The following is a 14814-nucleotide window of genomic DNA, read 5'->3' as shown; positions in this document are numbered from 1 at the left end:
CTATTCGCGTTTTCGCTCAGCTGCGCGCCTTGTCTGACGAGCGCTTTCAAGACAGTCTGGGACTTGAGTTGAAATTTAGATAACCTTAAAAATTCGTGTAGACAAAGTCAGCACTGACTTTGTCTACACTCTAAAGCGAAAATAGGGTTTCGCTTTTTTTTGATGAGATTCTGCAGCTATGTGTAAAATACTGCCACTACTACATATGAAAACATAAAAAAATGCCTCAAAAACTTGAGGCACTGTTATTATCATTTAATTATTAGAATACTTGTTCAACCTCAACTACTCCTGGAACTTCTTCTAATAATGCACGTTCAATTCCAGCCTTTAGTGTGATTGTAGAGCTTGGGCAGCTTCCGCAAGCACCTAATAAACGAAGCTTAACAACGCCATCTTCTACATCAACTAAATCACAGTCTCCGCCATCACGAAGTAAGAATGGACGAAGTTTGTCTAATACTTCTTGAACTTGGTCTTTAATATCTAATTCAGCCATTGCGATTGACTCCTTTCCTCATACCTTTATAATTATTATAATCTGTTTACTGGAAAAAATCTATTAAAACCGAAAGCATCATTTTTCCAACTTTTAATTACATATGCTTATTGAGAAAATCTGTGATGATGCATTGAAATCTTTCAGTGTCTATTTTACCAGATTTTTAGTACAATGAAAAAAGAAATGATTGAAACTTAATCAGGAGGAGATCCCACTTCGGATAAGTAGGGATAAGTACAAAATAATTCCAAAATTGCCTAGAGGGAAAAGGAGAACATGAGATGGAAAAGCAAAAGGTCGAAATCTGTGTGTATGGTGCAGAAGTACTTTGCCCAAGCTGTGTGAATCTTCCTTCATCTAAGGAAACGTATGAGTGGCTTGAAGCAGCATTAAGCAGAAAGTTTCCAAATCAACCCTTCGAAATTACACATATTGATATTTTTGACCCACCTGAGGATGAAAAGAAAAAGACATTTGCCACACGTGTAATTGAAGAAGATATGTTTTACCCTGTGGTGGTCCTAGAAGGTACGATTGTCGGAGAAGGAAGTCCAAAACTAAAAACGATTTATGCTGAAATGGAGAAATACGGATACAAAGCAGCAAATTAAAAAAGAAGCACGGAAGTCTTTAGTGAGACAACTGTGCTTCTTTTTCTCATCCATTATGATACTTGTACATCCATAATACTCCGGACTTTAACATACGGGGCACGCGACCAGTTAGTGGACGTTCTGCTACTAAACCGAAGCCTTCTTTTTTGCCAAGAGAACCAAGTACACCTTTTAGTTTAATCTTAGGAAACTCGGCTGGTGGTTCTTCACCCTTCCAACGCTTTTGAAGTACCTGTACAATTTGTTCTGCCTGGCCTTCTGCAAGTTGTGCACTAGGTGCATGTGGCAAGCTTGCACAATCCCCAACAACATATACATGTTCATCATTTGGAAGGTTATGTTGTTTTGTTAAGACAACACGACCACTTCCATCTTTTTCAACATCTAAGTCGCGAACAATTTTGTTTGGTTGGATACCAGCTGTCCATACAACAACATCACTTTGAACAGGTTGGTCATTATTGAATAGGACGTTTTCTTCGACTCTTGTAATATTTGAATTATTGATGATTTCAACATTATTTTTATCAAACCAGTTTTCAACATACATACTTAATTTTTCTGGGAATGCTGAAAGGATATGGTTTCCTCTATCGAATATCTTGATTTGTAAATCTGGTCTGCTTTCGTGCAATTCACTTGCAAGTTCTACCCCACTTAGCCCTGCACCCACGATGGAAACAGTAGCTCCAGCAGGAAGATTATTAAGTTTTTGATAAGTTTCTCTTGCACTATCAATGGACTGAATGCTATGGGTGAATTCCTTTGCACCCGGGACATTGTGATATTTATCCTCACACCCCAAACCAATGACCAAATCATCATACTTTATTGACTCAAGATCCTTGATATGAACTAGTCTTTCATTTAAATCAATTCCCTTGATTTCTCCAAATTTCACATGCAAACGTGGATGTTCCGGAAAGGTTACACGAACATGCGAATCAGAAATTGTTCCTGCTGCAAGCGCGTAAAATTCAGTTTTTAAACTATGATAAGGCGCACGGTCAATTAAGGTAATTTGAATATCTTCGGGTAAGTGATTAGGTAAGAGTCGATGTAAAATTCGCATTCCACCATACCCACCACCTAATATGACAAGATTTTTCATGATGATTTATCCCCTTTTTGTTCCTCTCTATAGTTGAACCGTATTCACTATTTTTTATTGCAATTTTTATATCTGCTATTCTTGACAAAGTCACTAAAAGTATAGCGAATTTGTGACAAAATAACAACTTATATTCTAAAAATTGACGAGACGCAAAAAAGAGAGTACGATAAGTAGTTGTAGTGAGGTGAAGAACCAGTGAACCCTATCATTGAATTTTGTGTTAGTAATTTGGCTAGTGGCTCACAAAAAGCAAAGGAAATCCTTGAACAGGATCCAAATCTTGATGTGATTGAATATGGATGTCTAAGTTATTGTGGCCAATGCTTTGAGTCGCTATATGCTCTTGTAAATGGGGATGTAGTTACTGGTGAAACAGCTGAAGAGCTAGTTGAAAACATCTATGCCTATTTAGAAGAAAACCCAATGTTCTAATACAATTTTATATAAATTTAGAAAAGCAGGTATTGTCCTGCTTTTTTTGTAAACAAAAAAACCCTCCATTAAATAATGAAGAGTTTCTAAAAAAAACGGGGGATATTCTTATTGTGCACAAAAGAATACCAATTTATACTAAAAATATAAAAATAATGGAATAAAACGGATTGATTGTAACAAATGCAATTAAACATTATACTTATAGTAATAACCTATTTTGAAAGCTTAAAAGAAGGAGGTTACAAATATGACTGAGCGTGTACTGACTATTTCCGAAGCAGCTGCTTTTCAAATTAAAGATATGATGAAACAGAATGAGGAAGAAGGAGCATTTTTACGTGTTGCCGTTAAAGGTGGCGGTTGTAGTGGACTTTCTTATGGCATGGGCTTTGAACAGGAAGTAAATGAAGCCGATGTACAAGATGAACAACATGGAATTAAGATTATCATCAATAAAGAAGATGCTCCAATCTTAAACGGTGTAAAAATAGACTTCAAACAATCCCTCATGGGTGGCGGATTTACCATCGATAATCCAAACGCCATTGCATCTTGCGGATGTGGTTCATCCTTCCGTACGGCAAAAGTAGCAGGAACACCTGAGAATTGTTAATTCAAAAGTTGGGCTACTATAATGAGCCCAACTTTTTTAAAACCAAAGATACAAAATATGGCACTTTTTTGTCGCGAAAACAACATTTTTTCAACAATTGTTAAAAAATGTTGTTTTTTTAATATCATTAACATTCAAAAGGGCCTTTAAGTACTTGAAAAATCAATGTAAAAGGCATATTATGATATGTAGATATTTATATTGTACATTTTTATGTCAAATTCCGTAAATTTTTTTGTCCAACTATGGTATCTTACGTGAAAGATATCACAAACTATTTTATCAATAAAATCAGAGATTGCAGTTGAAAATAGGAGTAATTGATTTTTATTTAATGCAAAAAAGAAAAGGTGGGCGTGATTAAAGTGAGAAAGCCAAAAATCGTAGTTTTAGGTGCAGGATACGGTGGATTAACAACCGTTGTTAACCTACAAAAAACATTAGGTGTAAATGAAGCTGATATTACACTAGTTAATAAAAATGACTATCATTATGAGACCACTTGGTTACACGAAGCATCTGCGGGTACTTTACCAGCTGACCGTGTACGTTATCAAGTTGAAGATGTTATTAGTGGACATAAAGTAAAATTTGTTAAGGGATCTGTAGTTAAGATTGACCGTGAAGGTAAGCGTGTAATCCTAGAAGACGATTCACAGATTGAATATGATTATTTAGTGGTTGCATTGGGCGGAGAATCCGAGACATTTGGAATCAAAGGATTAAAAGAACATGCATTTTCAATTTCTAATGTAAATACAGCTCGTCAAATTAAAGAACATATTGAGTATCAATTTGCAACTTATAATACTGAAGAAGAAAAAGATGATACAAGATTAACAATCGTTGTAGGTGGAGCAGGATTTACTGGTATTGAGTTCTTAGGAGAACTTGTTAATAGAGTACCTGAGCTTTGCCGTGACTATGATGTTGATCAAAATAAAGTAAGAATCATCTGTGTTGAAGCGGCACCAACTGCCCTACCTGGTTTTGACGCTGAATTAGTTGAATATGCGGTTAACCACTTAGAGAAAAAAGGTGTAGAATTCAAGATTGGCACTGCTATTAAAGAAGGTACACCAGAAGGAATCATCGTAGGGAAAGACGATGTAACTGAAGAAATTAAAGCAGGCACTGTTGTATGGGCAGCGGGTATACGCGGTAACAGCGTAATCGAAGCTTCTGGTTTTGAAGCAATGCGTGGACGTGTGAAGGTTGATAAACATCTTCGTGCCCCAGGACATGATGAGATTTTCTTTGTTGGAGATAGCTCATTAGTCATTAATGAAGAAATTAATCGTCCATACCCTCCAACTGCACAAATCGCAATGCAACAAGGTGCAGTGGTAGCGAAAAATATTTCCGTCCTTGTTCGTGGCCAAGGTGAACTTAGTGCCTTTACGTTTGATAACAAAGGAACTGTATGTTCACTTGGTGAGCATGATGGAATAGGTGTTGTTTTTGGAAGAAAAATTTGGGGTTCAAAAGCAGCATTTATGAAGAAAGTAATAGATAATCGTGCACTATTGATTGTGGGCGGACCATCACTTGTTCTTAAAAAAGGTAAATTAAAATTCTTATAAGAAATAATGGAAAGGAATGCTGCAATGGCATTCCTTTTTTTACACGTATAGCAAGCAAAATCAATTGACTCAAGCCACACCCCTTTAGTACACTAGGAAGGGATTTGTACGTCCAGCTCAAGCGCCTAGCAAGTTTTCACCTTGGATAGGCTTCAGTGAGTATCTTGCGAAAAGCTACGTTTTGAGCAGCTCTAGGTCACAATCAATCTGTCAAGAAGGTTAAGTATAAGAACAACCTTCTAGCCAGCTCGTCTTGTGCTTGTCGGGGCTATTAAGGCGCTTGCGCATTTGTGTCTAGGAGGTGAATGCCATGTCACTCAGTTTTTTACCGATTTTATTAATTTCAATGCTATTGTTTTTTGTTTTATTTTTCGGAATTGGATTTATTCTTAACATGCTTTTACGGATGTCGTGGATCATGGCCGTAATTTATCCAATAATTGCCTTAGCAATTATTCAAGATGTTTCTTTTCTTGATTATTTCACTTCTCCAGCAAGTGCATTTCGCTCTTTAGGTGAAAGCATCATGACGTTAGCTCCTATCGATATTACGATTTTACTAAGTGGTCTTGCAGGGGCAATATTATCTGGGGTGGTCATTAAGCTGCTTCGAAAAAAAGGATACAGAATGTTTTAGGGGAAAATTTCATAAAAAAGGTACAAGAAGAAACGTGGGGAATCCTTATGTTTCTTTTTTGTTTAGAATTAATTTCCACCCTTAAACGAATATTTTCTAACCAAATTGGAAAGAAATAGAGTCGTGAGAGGAGTGGAAAAATGTGTTTCATTTAAACACAATTCTAAGAAGAAGTGCAATGACTTTTTTATTTGCATTAGCACTATTTACGACGTTCCAATCATTTTCGGGAGTGCAGACGAAAGATCTTACAAACTGGTTAGGCGACCATATAAAAGAAAAGTCGCAAACAATGGCAATTAAAAGTGTAGAATTGGCATCAAAATTTTTATATCTTATAAATGGAAATAAAGTGGTTTTGGCTTCTAGTGTAGAAAGCACATTACCGATTGAAGAAGCTATAGATTTTTCTAAATATCCGACGAAAACAGTTGTCGCAACTGGATACACGGCAGGAGTTGAATCAACAGGTAAAGATGCAGATCATCCATCGTACGGGATTACCTATTCAGGTGTAAAAGTAAAGCGCGACCTGTATTCTACAATTGCAGCCGATTTAACTGTCTTTCCAATCGGAACAATCCTTTTTATCCCTGATTATGGGTATGGTGTTGTGGCTGACAAAGGTGGCGCCATTAAAGGCAATAAAATTGATTTGTATTATGACACGGTTCATGATGTTTATAACAAATGGGGGAAGAAAACCCTAGATGTGTATGTAATTAAAATGGGTGACGGTAAAATATCTGAAGAAGAAATTGCTGCAATGAATGAGGATAAGTCGATGCAGGTTTTCCGTCAACAAATATTAGGACAGAAAAGTTAAACGTGCTAATGAATGATCTTTTTGGATTAAGAATGTCATACTGATTGGTTTGGGGATAGGTTGTGCACCCGGGCTGATTAATAGACGGACAAATTCCTCTTAATTCGTAATTAGTAATAAAAAAGCTAAAAATAAACGGAGAGATTCTGCCTATTGACCCGAAAAATTCCAAAATGGGGGATTTTGCATTGCATAATCGGAAAAACTCCCCTTATGTCCCAAGAAAGAGCTTCAGACTGCATGTAACTGGAAAATCTCCGCTTATTATACTATTGCTGATTTACCTCATTAACTAAAGAATAGTAGTTAAATCACTTTCGTTAGATAAGAAAAACGCAGAGGATACTAAACCTCTGCGTTTTTCTGTGTCATTATATTGTGTAAACGTATGCGATTTAACTTGATATTGACCTTCTGAGGTCACAACCGACAAACTTAATTCATAATTAGCCTGTTTTTATTACAGAATATGAAGTAAGAGTGTTAATAAGATTCCGGTTAATCCACCAAAAAATACTTCGATTGGCTTATGACCCAATAATTCCTTTAGTTCGCTTCTTTTTTTCTCTTCATCAAGTTTTGGCCATAGTTTTGCATCTTCCGCAAATTTCTGAAAATCTGCAACAAGTCTATTTAACACTGTTGCTTGTTCACCTGCATGTCTACGAACACCAGAAGCATCGAACATGACAATCACAGCAAACACTGTTGAGATAGCGAATAAAGGAGAATCTAATCCTTGCTCAATGGCAATTCCTGTAGTTAATGCAGTTACTGCGGCTGAATGTGAGCTTGGCATCCCACCAGTGCTTGTAATCAGCGACCAATCCACTTTTTTTGTCACAATAAAATGCAGGGGGACTTTTACAAACTGCGCAAATCCAATTGCAGCAAGGGCAGCCCAAAGGGGGAAATTAGTAAAAAGCTCCATGTAAAATACTTCCTCTCGTCAAAATCCACTACTGTTTTGTATTTAGTTGTATGTGTAACTTTAGGAATAGTAAGAATGATAGTATTGAAACTTGGCTAAGAAAGTGCCATCTTAGTTAGTATTATAAAAGAAATTGCAGAAGCCTGCAAAAAGAAATCTTCATCAGATGATTGTTAGATGAAATTTAGTGCCTCGAAGTTTATAATAAAATGGTGAAAATAAGTTGGAGGTGCTGCGCAAATGTTTACCGTTAAAAATGAAGTAAAACTAAAAGAAGTGCATGAAGCATTACTTATTGGTATATTTTCTAAAAATCAAAAGCTAACTGGATTTACGCATGAATTAGATACACAGTTAGACGGCCAAATCACAGAGCTTTTAAAAGAAGGGGATATTTCAACGAAGCAACAGACTGTTTCGAAGCTACATACATTAGGAAAAACTCCTATTAAACGTGTTTATTTTTTAGGGCTTGGAAAGGAAATTAAGCAAACTTTTGAATCACTTAGAGAAGCTTTTGGAAAAGCTATAAAAACAATCTCTGAAGCGAAAGTTGAAAGTTTTGCAATTGAACTAGATTCATTTAAATCAGATGGACTGAATACATATGATGTCGCCCATGCATTTGGAGAAGCCCTGGCACTCTCATCCTATAGATTTGCAGATTATAGGCAAAAGTCAAATGAACCAGAAAAGAAAATTGAAGAAATTGTTGTTTATACGGAAGAAAGTCCCGAAGAGGTAAAAGCAAGTTTAACTGTCGGTTTTGCATATGGCCAAGGCACTAACTCTGCAAGAACGCTTGTAAATCTTCCAGGAAATATGCTGACAGCTTCGGATTTAGCAAACTATGCAACTGAACTGGGCAAAAAATACGAATTTGAAGTCGAAATTCTAGAAAAAGAGGATATGGAAAAGCTAGGAATGGGGGCTCTATTGGCTGTAAATAAAGGTTCTGCTGAACCACCTAAAATGATTGTCCTTAAATACCAAGGAAGAGAGGACTGGGAGGATGTCATCGGATTGGTAGGGAAAGGAATTACCTTTGATACAGGTGGTTATTCTATTAAGCCAAAGGACGGCATTGTTGGTATGAAATCCGATATGGGAGGTGCGGCTGCTGTTTTGGGAGCAATGGAGATTATTGGTGAATTACGACCTGAAAAAAATGTAGTGGCCGTAATTCCATCTACTGACAATATGATTAGTGGTGATGCCTTTAAGCCAGATGATGTTGTCACATCCATGAATGGAAAAACGATCGAAATCCTAAACACAGACGCAGAGGGTCGCCTAGCTTTAGCAGATGGAATTACCTATGCTAAATTCCACGGTGCTTCTTATTTAGTAGATGTAGCAACATTAACAGGTGGAGTGATTGTTGCGCTTGGAAATGATATTACAGGTGCTATGACAAATAACGAACTCTTCTTTGAACAGGTGTTAGAAGCATCCTTAGAAGCTGGTGAACCTATTTGGCGTCTTCCAATCACAGAAAACCATAAGAAGCGTGTTCGTAAAAGCCTGGTTGCTGACTTGAACAATTCACCAGGACGTGATGGTCACGCGATTTTCGCAGGTACCTTCATAGGTGAATTTGCGGAAAATACCCCATGGGTACACCTTGATATTGCAGGTACTGCAACAACAACCTCTTCCCATAATCTAGGCCCTGCCGGTGCAACTGGAGTGATGGTTCGCACACTCGCAACACTAGTAGAACGATTTGGAGAAACAAATGAATAATATATTTTAAAGTCTACCTTTTGGTAGGCTTTTTTATGAGAAACATCCCTTCCGCTCTGTGAAAAACATTCCATTGACGACCAATCACAACATATGATATTGTAGTTTGGTATTTTAATTCTCTACCAATTTAACAAACTAAAGTATAGAGTATCAAAAGTATCAAACTAAGAGGAGTTTACATCATGAACGCAGTTGTTTTAGCAGTTCTTATCATGCTTATTTTAAGTTTATTTCGTATAAATGTTGTAGTTGCTCTTGCAATTGGTGCAATTGTTGGGGGACTTTCAGGTGGTTTAGATGTCACAACGACAGTGTCCACTTTTACAGAAGGTCTAGGCGGTAATGCTACAGTCGCATTGAGTTATGCACTATTAGGTAGTTTTGCAGTTGCTATTTCTAAAACAGGATTACCAGATGCAATGGTGGACCTCGCCATCAAAATGGTAGGGAAGGAAGGGGACAGTAAACGTAAAACCTACTCAAAGGTTTTGATCATATTTATTATTTTAGCAATTTCGATTTCATCACAGAACCTTGTACCTGTTCATATTGCATTTATTCCTATTTTGATTCCACCACTATTAAAAGTGTTTAACGAGTTAGGAATTGATCGACGATTAATTGCAACAGTTATTACGTTTGGTTTAACAGCACCATATATTGCACTTCCTGTAGGGTTCGGAGAAATCTTCCACGGACTCTTACAGCAATATATGCTAGACAGTGGGCTAGATGTTGCTAAAAGAGATATTCCAGTTGCCATGTTGATTCCAACTGCAGGTATGATTGTTGGTTTACTGTTCGCCATCTTTATTTCTTATCGGAAATCAAGACAATATCAAGTTATCGAAAGCGCTAATGAGTCAGAATCAAAGGTAAATTATACTAAAAAGAGTATTACTTTTGCTCTTCTTGCTGTGCTTGCTACATTAGGTGTACAATTAACACTTTCTCAAGTGTTTGATGTAGATGGCATGATTTTTGGGGCCTTAACCGGTATCGCGGTTCTATATGTAAGCGGCTCTATGAAAATTAATCAGGCAGACGAAGTGATTACTGGCGGAATGAAAATGATGGCATTTATAGGTTTTGTAATGATCACAGCATCCGGATTTGCAGCTGTTATTAGTGCAACGGGAGATGTAGAAGAGCTTGTTAAGCAATCGGCAGCCTTAATGAGTGGAAATCAGGCATTTGCTGCATTAATAATGTTAATTGTTGGTCTATTGATTACATTAGGGATTGGTTCATCGTTTTCAACGATTCCAATTATTGCAACGATTTTTGTTCCATTATGTCTAGAACTTGGATTTAGTCCAATGGCTACTATAGCCATTGTAGGTACTGCAGCTGCTTTAGGTGACGCTGGGTCACCAGCTTCTGATAGTACACTTGGTCCAACTGCTGGACTTAACGTGGATGGTCAGCATAATCATATTTGGGATACATGTGTACCGACATTTTTACACTATAATATTCCACTTATCATTTTCGGCTGGATTGCAGCAATCATCCTTTAAAAAGACATCCCCCACGAAAAAATCGTGGGGGAATTTTTTTATGAAGCCTTTGTTGAAATTTGATTCATTGCATTTTTTGTTACTGCACGATAAACTCTTGGAGAAATAATTGCTGCGAAAATAGTGAAAGCAAGGTCTTTTATGATAAACCATGCCATGACGCCCCATGCTGCTCCATAGCCCATTTTAACTTCTAGCCAAAAATTTAACGCAAAGTACATATAGTTTGTTCCAATGAAATAGTTCATGAACAGACCTACAAAAGCAGCTAATATGAATGTTTTTAAGGTTGGGTTACCTTTAGCATGCTCAACAACCTTTCCGGAAAAATAAGCTGTTGCGATGAATGATAAGATAAATCCGCCTGTACTTCCAATTATAGGAGCAATTCCTGCTTCAAATCCTGAAAAAACAGGTGCTCCAGCAATCCCAATTAACATATACACCGTCATTGAAACTGCACCTAAACGACTTCCGAGGAGAAGCCCTGCTAATACTGCAAAAAAGGTTTGCATGGTTAATGGAACCCCAGCAATTTGTAAAAAAGGTGCCATTGATGTAATGTTTGCACCTATCGCCATTAACGCTGCGAACATTCCAACATATGTAATTTCAATTGCGCGAATTCGTGGTTTCGAAACTGTTGTCATTTTTTCTGTTAACCTCCGTGTTTTTGTAGTTAACAAAATCGTAAAACAAGAATAATTATATGTCAACACAAAAATAAAACAAGTTAACAAATAAAGTGTTTAAAAAAGTCTTGTCTCAACCATACTTTTACAAGGAGGTTGAGATATATGACACCATACCAGCTTGAAGAAACATTTGAAACGTTTGGACTTCACCGCCTTTACGAAAAACTTTATTATCCTTTATGGATAAAAGGTACAATGGATGATGAAGAAATAGAAGTGCTTGAAACATTTTTTGAGTCATATGATTTTGAAAACGTAGATAAAATATTTGTAGATGAATTCCTTTTTCAGTATCAATGCTTCAAAATAGCATACCGAAACTTCAATTAATTGTTATAGCTAAAAAATAATTTTATTGTCCAATGTAAGAAAAATGTGTCAAAAGGGATGTCCTGTAAATATAATGCCCATATCCGAAAATGTTGGGAGCGGTCGGAAATGAGTATTGGAATTGTATTGATGGGCCTTTTTGTCGGTTTTTTGGTCGGACTAACAGGTGTAGGTGGAGCGGCATTATTAACCCCATTTTTAATTTTAATTGGAATCAATCCCCTAATTGCAGTTGGAACAGACTTTGTCTATAACTCAATCACAAAATTTTTTGGATCTTTGCAGCATTTTCGGCAAAAAACCATTAATTTTAAGCTCGTAAAGTATTTGGCTATAGGTAGTGTACCTAGTGCAATTATAGCTGTAACGACATTGCATTTTGCTGGAGGAGATAAATTTCTACAGGGGGAAATTGTTAAGCACGCCCTGGGATATGTACTCATGATGGTGGCTGTTGCAACTGTGATAAAAACATTGTTTAGCTCTCGTTTTTCGAGTAGCTCCTATAGTGCAAAACCCATTGAAGATAAAACAAAGACAACTATTCTTTTAGGTGCTTTGCTTGGATTTATTGTCGGATTAACATCAGTTGGTTCAGGGTCTCTATTTGCTTTAGCAATGCTGTTATTTTACCAATTACGAGCATCTGAACTAGTTGGAACAGATATCGCACATGCATTTATCTTAGTCACGGTAAGTAGCTTTTTCCACGTGGGCTTTGGAAATGTTGACTTTTTGTTAGTTGCAAATTTACTTTGCGGTTCGATTCCTGGAGTAATCATCGGAAGCTCTCTGTCAGCAAAGGTTCCGATGAAACCATTGCAAACTGCAATTGGCGTTATCATTTTTATAAGTGGTTTAAAACTTATCTATTAATTGCGTTACATCGATACCTTAGTGTAAAATTACACTAAGGTTTTTGCCTTTTTCAAAGAGAACGTCAATTTAAGATAGGTGAGATAAATGGATAAGGAACAAATAACAAAAATGCTCTCTGGAAAAATGAAGCTAATTCGAATTGAAAAGGGATATACACAAGATAGAATGGCTGAAATTTTGGGAATTTCGAAAAAGACCCTGGTGCAAATAGAAAAAGGGCGGATAACCGCGGGTTGGACTTGTATAGTAGCTATTTGTGCATTATTTCGGGATAGTGAGATTCTCCAATCAGCATTGGGGGAAGACCCTATTGATGTAATTGAAATCATCGGACGCAACGGAATTGACCGTGCAAAAGAACGTACTATGGGTGGTAAGGTTTGGTGGAAAGATCTTCAGAAGATAGGAAAGTTTCGCCTTCAACAAAATTTAATTAGCCAGCATTTTCGCATTTTAGACGATGCTCATTTCAGGTGGTATTCTTCGTTTGATAAAGAGGAAGCCTATAATAGGCTAAAAGAAATTTCAATGGATTCCAAATAAAAATGGGGCACAAACTTTACTTGGCCCCATTTTTCTTCTTTCTAGTTGTTTTGCTTTTTGAATACGAAGATGAAGTTAAGTTATTATTCATAGCCGCTTCTTCATTAAGTTGTTCCTTTTTTGCCATATAACTTCCTCCAGTTTTCAATTAGTGATCGATAGAAAAATCGTCATAACGTTCATTAAGGTATTCATTTTCGCCAGTTGCGAAATTTATATTTCGAAGGTCAAGCTCTGGATCAAGTTGATTCACAAGCTGTTCTTCTTTACTTTGTGTTAGTCTAAGTGTGTCTCTGTCTCTGTATTCCATTGATATTACCTCCTCGTGTTTTTATAATGTCCTAAACCTTATAATTTTCATTCTATTATTCAAAAAAAGAACGATAGGCAAATTTTTACCTTCGCTCCTCTACACTTTTTTTATCGCCATCTCAATGCCAATGTTAACTGACTAGATTTAGTCCCACCTACACTCGCCATTAGTTTAAAATTAATGCCATCTGGATTAAAAGTAGTAATAACATCTGACTTAATTCCTGTAGTTTTAAGTAGACGTTCTACTTCCTTATTATTTGAGGCTTGTGCAGCAGCCATTACCTCTTTTGCGAAAGCCTTTGATTCAGCTAACTTAGTAAGTATTAGACTAGCATCCTTCATAAGAATTTTCATTTCTATTGCTGATTCATTAAATAAAGATGGATCGACATCAGGGTATTTTCTATAATTTGGGTATGGGTAATAAAACTCATGGTCAGGAAAGACGGAATGTCTTGTAATATTTGAATAATAGCCGGGATACAAAACAGTCCTTGGTGGTCCTTGACGTCCATAGATAAAAGGATGATGATACAACGGTAGACCTCCCTTGTGAAAATTCCCTTACAATATATGTTAATTTTCAGATAAGGTGAATTTTGTCTGTATGGTGGCCTCACTTTTTGCCAATGCTTAACATCTTAAAAACGATCTTTTCCCACATCTTCCATGGCAGTAAATTTTTCAATAAAATGGATGTCTTACTTCCTTTTCCCACGGGATAACGAAGCTTGGTTAAGGAGGGCTTTATGGAAAGCTGTACAATGCATTTCGCAACCTCAATTGGGTCTCCGTATGATGTTTGCCCCTTTTCAAGTCTAGCTTTAATCTTTTTCATCATATCGTAATATGGAGATGAAGAACGCAACGACTTATCTGAAATCTTTGTTCCACTACTCCAAATATTCGTTTGAAATGAGCCAGGTTCGATTAATGCGACATCTATACCAAATGGCCTTACTTCAAGTTGTAGTGACTCAGACCACCCTTCTACTGCATATTTAGACGCAACATATGGCGAGAGGCCAGGAAATCCAATTTGGCCACTAATACTGCTCAGATTAATAATTTTTCCGGATTTTTGTTGTCTCATATAAGGAAGGATTAGCTTCGTCACTTCTATTAACCCGAAAAAGTTCGTTTCAAATTGAGCTCTGTATTCATCAAGTGAAATTTCCTCAGCAAATCCACCTGTAGCAAACCCAGCATTATTAATTAGAATGTCAACTCTACCAAGCTTTTGAAGCGTTGTTTGAAAAGCTAGTAAGGAATTAATATCAGTGACATCCAATCTACAAAAAAGAAGGCTCTTTTCTAACGTTTGATTTTGAAGTTGTTGTAATAAATGTTCCTTTTTTTTCATATCTCTCATTGTCGCGACAACTAAAAATCCTCTTTTTAAAAATTCAATGGCAGTTAAAAGCCCAAATCCACTAGATGCACCAGTAATAATTACAATCGGTTTGTCCATGTTTTGTTTCCCCTTTTATCATTCAAAAATAGTTTCTATTATTATCCATTTAATCTT

17 protein-coding genes and 1 pseudogene are annotated in these 14814 nt (G+C 36.6%); 11 read left to right on the top strand and 7 right to left on the bottom strand.

From position 1 onward, the window contains the following. Positions 1-262: 262 nt before the first annotated feature. Positions 263-521 (bottom strand): annotated as a pseudogene (locus tag BTHG_RS08965) (NifU family protein). A gap of 262 nt (positions 522-783) precedes the next feature. On the opposite strand from BTHG_RS08965, the gene BTHG_RS08960 reads away from it, so the two are divergent. After that, entirely contained in the window at positions 784-1113 is a 330-nt protein-coding gene (locus BTHG_RS08960; protein ID WP_010676418.1) for a YuzD family protein, read from the top strand. A gap of 46 nt (positions 1114-1159) precedes the next feature. On the opposite strand, the gene BTHG_RS08955 is transcribed toward BTHG_RS08960, so the two are convergent. Further along, the gene (locus BTHG_RS08955) at positions 1160-2227 is read right to left on the bottom strand and encodes an NAD(P)/FAD-dependent oxidoreductase (RefSeq protein WP_010676417.1); all 1068 of its coding nucleotides are present in this window, start codon (positions 2225-2227) and stop codon (positions 1160-1162) included. Between the two features lie 198 nt (positions 2228-2425). Between BTHG_RS08955 and BTHG_RS08950 the strand changes: the two genes are divergently transcribed. From BTHG_RS08950 to BTHG_RS08930, 5 genes are all read left to right on the top strand, one after another. After that, positions 2426-2662, top strand: a complete 237-nt coding sequence (locus BTHG_RS08950; RefSeq protein ID WP_010676416.1) for a YuzB family protein — start codon at positions 2426-2428, stop codon at positions 2660-2662. Between the two features lie 250 nt (positions 2663-2912). Next, on the top strand, positions 2913-3278 hold the full coding sequence (locus BTHG_RS08945) for a HesB/IscA family protein (RefSeq protein WP_010676415.1): 366 nt from the start codon (positions 2913-2915) through the stop codon (positions 3276-3278). A gap of 356 nt (positions 3279-3634) precedes the next feature. Next, positions 3635-4861 (top strand): NAD(P)/FAD-dependent oxidoreductase, encoded by a 1227-nt coding sequence (locus BTHG_RS08940; protein ID WP_187370790.1) that lies wholly within the window; start codon positions 3635-3637, stop codon positions 4859-4861. 310 nt (positions 4862-5171) lie between these two features. Continuing rightward, positions 5172-5498 carry a YuiB family protein gene (locus tag BTHG_RS08935; RefSeq protein ID WP_010676413.1) on the top strand — a complete coding sequence of 109 codons (327 nt, stop codon included), beginning with the start codon at positions 5172-5174 and terminating at the stop codon, positions 5496-5498. Between the two features lie 142 nt (positions 5499-5640). After that, positions 5641-6324 (top strand): 3D domain-containing protein, encoded by a 684-nt coding sequence (locus tag BTHG_RS08930; protein ID WP_010676412.1) that lies wholly within the window; start codon positions 5641-5643, stop codon positions 6322-6324. A gap of 460 nt (positions 6325-6784) precedes the next feature. On the opposite strand, the gene BTHG_RS08925 is transcribed toward BTHG_RS08930, so the two are convergent. Then, complete coding sequence (locus tag BTHG_RS08925; protein WP_010676411.1) at positions 6785-7255, bottom strand: divergent PAP2 family protein; 471 nt, start codon at positions 7253-7255, stop codon at positions 6785-6787. Positions 7256-7495: 240 nt separating this feature from the next. On the opposite strand from BTHG_RS08925, the gene BTHG_RS08920 reads away from it, so the two are divergent. Both BTHG_RS08920 and BTHG_RS08915 read left to right on the top strand, forming a co-directional pair. Continuing rightward, positions 7496-9001 (top strand): leucyl aminopeptidase, encoded by a 1506-nt coding sequence (locus tag BTHG_RS08920; protein WP_010676410.1) that lies wholly within the window; start codon positions 7496-7498, stop codon positions 8999-9001. Between the two features lie 185 nt (positions 9002-9186). Further along, positions 9187-10524 carry a Na+/H+ antiporter family protein gene (locus tag BTHG_RS08915; RefSeq protein WP_010676409.1) on the top strand — a complete coding sequence of 446 codons (1338 nt, stop codon included), beginning with the start codon at positions 9187-9189 and terminating at the stop codon, positions 10522-10524. Positions 10525-10562: 38 nt separating this feature from the next. Here the strand turns inward: BTHG_RS08915 and BTHG_RS08910 are convergent, their stop codons facing one another. Continuing rightward, on the bottom strand, positions 10563-11174 hold the full coding sequence (locus BTHG_RS08910) for a biotin transporter BioY (RefSeq protein ID WP_010676408.1): 612 nt from the start codon (positions 11172-11174) through the stop codon (positions 10563-10565). A 147-nt stretch (positions 11175-11321) separates the two neighbouring features. Here BTHG_RS08910 and BTHG_RS08905 point away from each other — a divergent pair, with 147 nt between their 5' ends. The 3 genes from BTHG_RS08905 to BTHG_RS08895 all read left to right on the top strand — a co-directional run bounded on the left by BTHG_RS08905 (position 11322) and on the right by BTHG_RS08895 (position 12971). Continuing rightward, positions 11322-11549, top strand: coding sequence for a hypothetical protein (locus BTHG_RS08905; protein ID WP_010676407.1), 228 nt, complete (start codon positions 11322-11324; stop codon positions 11547-11549). A 108-nt stretch (positions 11550-11657) separates the two neighbouring features. Beyond that, positions 11658-12425 carry a sulfite exporter TauE/SafE family protein gene (locus BTHG_RS08900; protein WP_010676406.1) on the top strand — a complete coding sequence of 256 codons (768 nt, stop codon included), beginning with the start codon at positions 11658-11660 and terminating at the stop codon, positions 12423-12425. An 87-nt stretch (positions 12426-12512) separates the two neighbouring features. Beyond that, entirely contained in the window at positions 12513-12971 is a 459-nt protein-coding gene (locus tag BTHG_RS08895; protein ID WP_010676405.1) for a helix-turn-helix domain-containing protein, read from the top strand. Positions 12972-13119: 148 nt separating this feature from the next. Here BTHG_RS08895 and BTHG_RS26730 read toward each other — a convergent pair whose 3' ends face one another. The 3 genes from BTHG_RS26730 to BTHG_RS08875 form a co-directional block, all read right to left on the bottom strand. Then, positions 13120-13281, bottom strand: a complete 162-nt coding sequence (locus tag BTHG_RS26730) for a hypothetical protein (protein WP_157256156.1) — start codon at positions 13279-13281, stop codon at positions 13120-13122. 110 nt (positions 13282-13391) lie between these two features. Beyond that, positions 13392-13823: a DNA topoisomerase gene (locus BTHG_RS24570; protein ID WP_010676404.1), complete on the bottom strand. Its 432-nt coding sequence runs from the start codon at positions 13821-13823 to the stop codon at positions 13392-13394. Between the two features lie 79 nt (positions 13824-13902). Continuing rightward, positions 13903-14757 (bottom strand): SDR family oxidoreductase, encoded by an 855-nt coding sequence (locus BTHG_RS08875; protein ID WP_010676403.1) that lies wholly within the window; start codon positions 14755-14757, stop codon positions 13903-13905. Positions 14758-14814 lie beyond the last annotated feature (57 nt).

Origin of the sequence: Bacillus timonensis, assembly GCF_000285535.1 — a bacterium.
GTDB classification, from domain to species: domain Bacteria; phylum Bacillota; class Bacilli; order Bacillales; family Bacillaceae_L; genus Ferdinandcohnia; species Ferdinandcohnia timonensis.
This window is presented reverse-complemented; position numbering and strand designations above follow the sequence as displayed.

Bases quoted from the DNA above. Each gene is read 5' to 3' on its own strand.
- BTHG_RS08960 (WP_010676418.1), top strand. From the start codon at position 784: ATGGAAAAGCAAAAGGTCGAAATCTGTGTGTATGGTGCAGAAGTACTT.
- BTHG_RS08955 (WP_010676417.1), bottom strand. From the start codon at position 2,227: ATGAAAAATCTTGTCATATTAGGTGGTGGGTATGGTGGAATGCGAATT.
- BTHG_RS08945 (WP_010676415.1), top strand. From the start codon at position 2,913: ATGACTGAGCGTGTACTGACTATTTCCGAAGCAGCTGCTTTTCAAATT.
- BTHG_RS08935 (WP_010676413.1), top strand. From the start codon at position 5,172: ATGTCACTCAGTTTTTTACCGATTTTATTAATTTCAATGCTATTGTTT.
- BTHG_RS08925 (WP_010676411.1), bottom strand. From the start codon at position 7,255: ATGGAGCTTTTTACTAATTTCCCCCTTTGGGCTGCCCTTGCTGCAATT.
- BTHG_RS08920 (WP_010676410.1), top strand. From the start codon at position 7,496: ATGTTTACCGTTAAAAATGAAGTAAAACTAAAAGAAGTGCATGAAGCA.
- BTHG_RS08915 (WP_010676409.1), top strand. From the start codon at position 9,187: ATGAACGCAGTTGTTTTAGCAGTTCTTATCATGCTTATTTTAAGTTTA.
- BTHG_RS08910 (WP_010676408.1), bottom strand. From the start codon at position 11,174: ATGACAACAGTTTCGAAACCACGAATTCGCGCAATTGAAATTACATAT.
- BTHG_RS08905 (WP_010676407.1), top strand. From the start codon at position 11,322: ATGACACCATACCAGCTTGAAGAAACATTTGAAACGTTTGGACTTCAC.
- BTHG_RS08900 (WP_010676406.1), top strand. From the start codon at position 11,658: ATGAGTATTGGAATTGTATTGATGGGCCTTTTTGTCGGTTTTTTGGTC.
- BTHG_RS08895 (WP_010676405.1), top strand. From the start codon at position 12,513: ATGGATAAGGAACAAATAACAAAAATGCTCTCTGGAAAAATGAAGCTA.
- BTHG_RS26730 (WP_157256156.1), bottom strand. From the start codon at position 13,281: ATGGAATACAGAGACAGAGACACACTTAGACTAACACAAAGTAAAGAA.
- BTHG_RS08875 (WP_010676403.1), bottom strand. From the start codon at position 14,757: ATGGACAAACCGATTGTAATTATTACTGGTGCATCTAGTGGATTTGGG.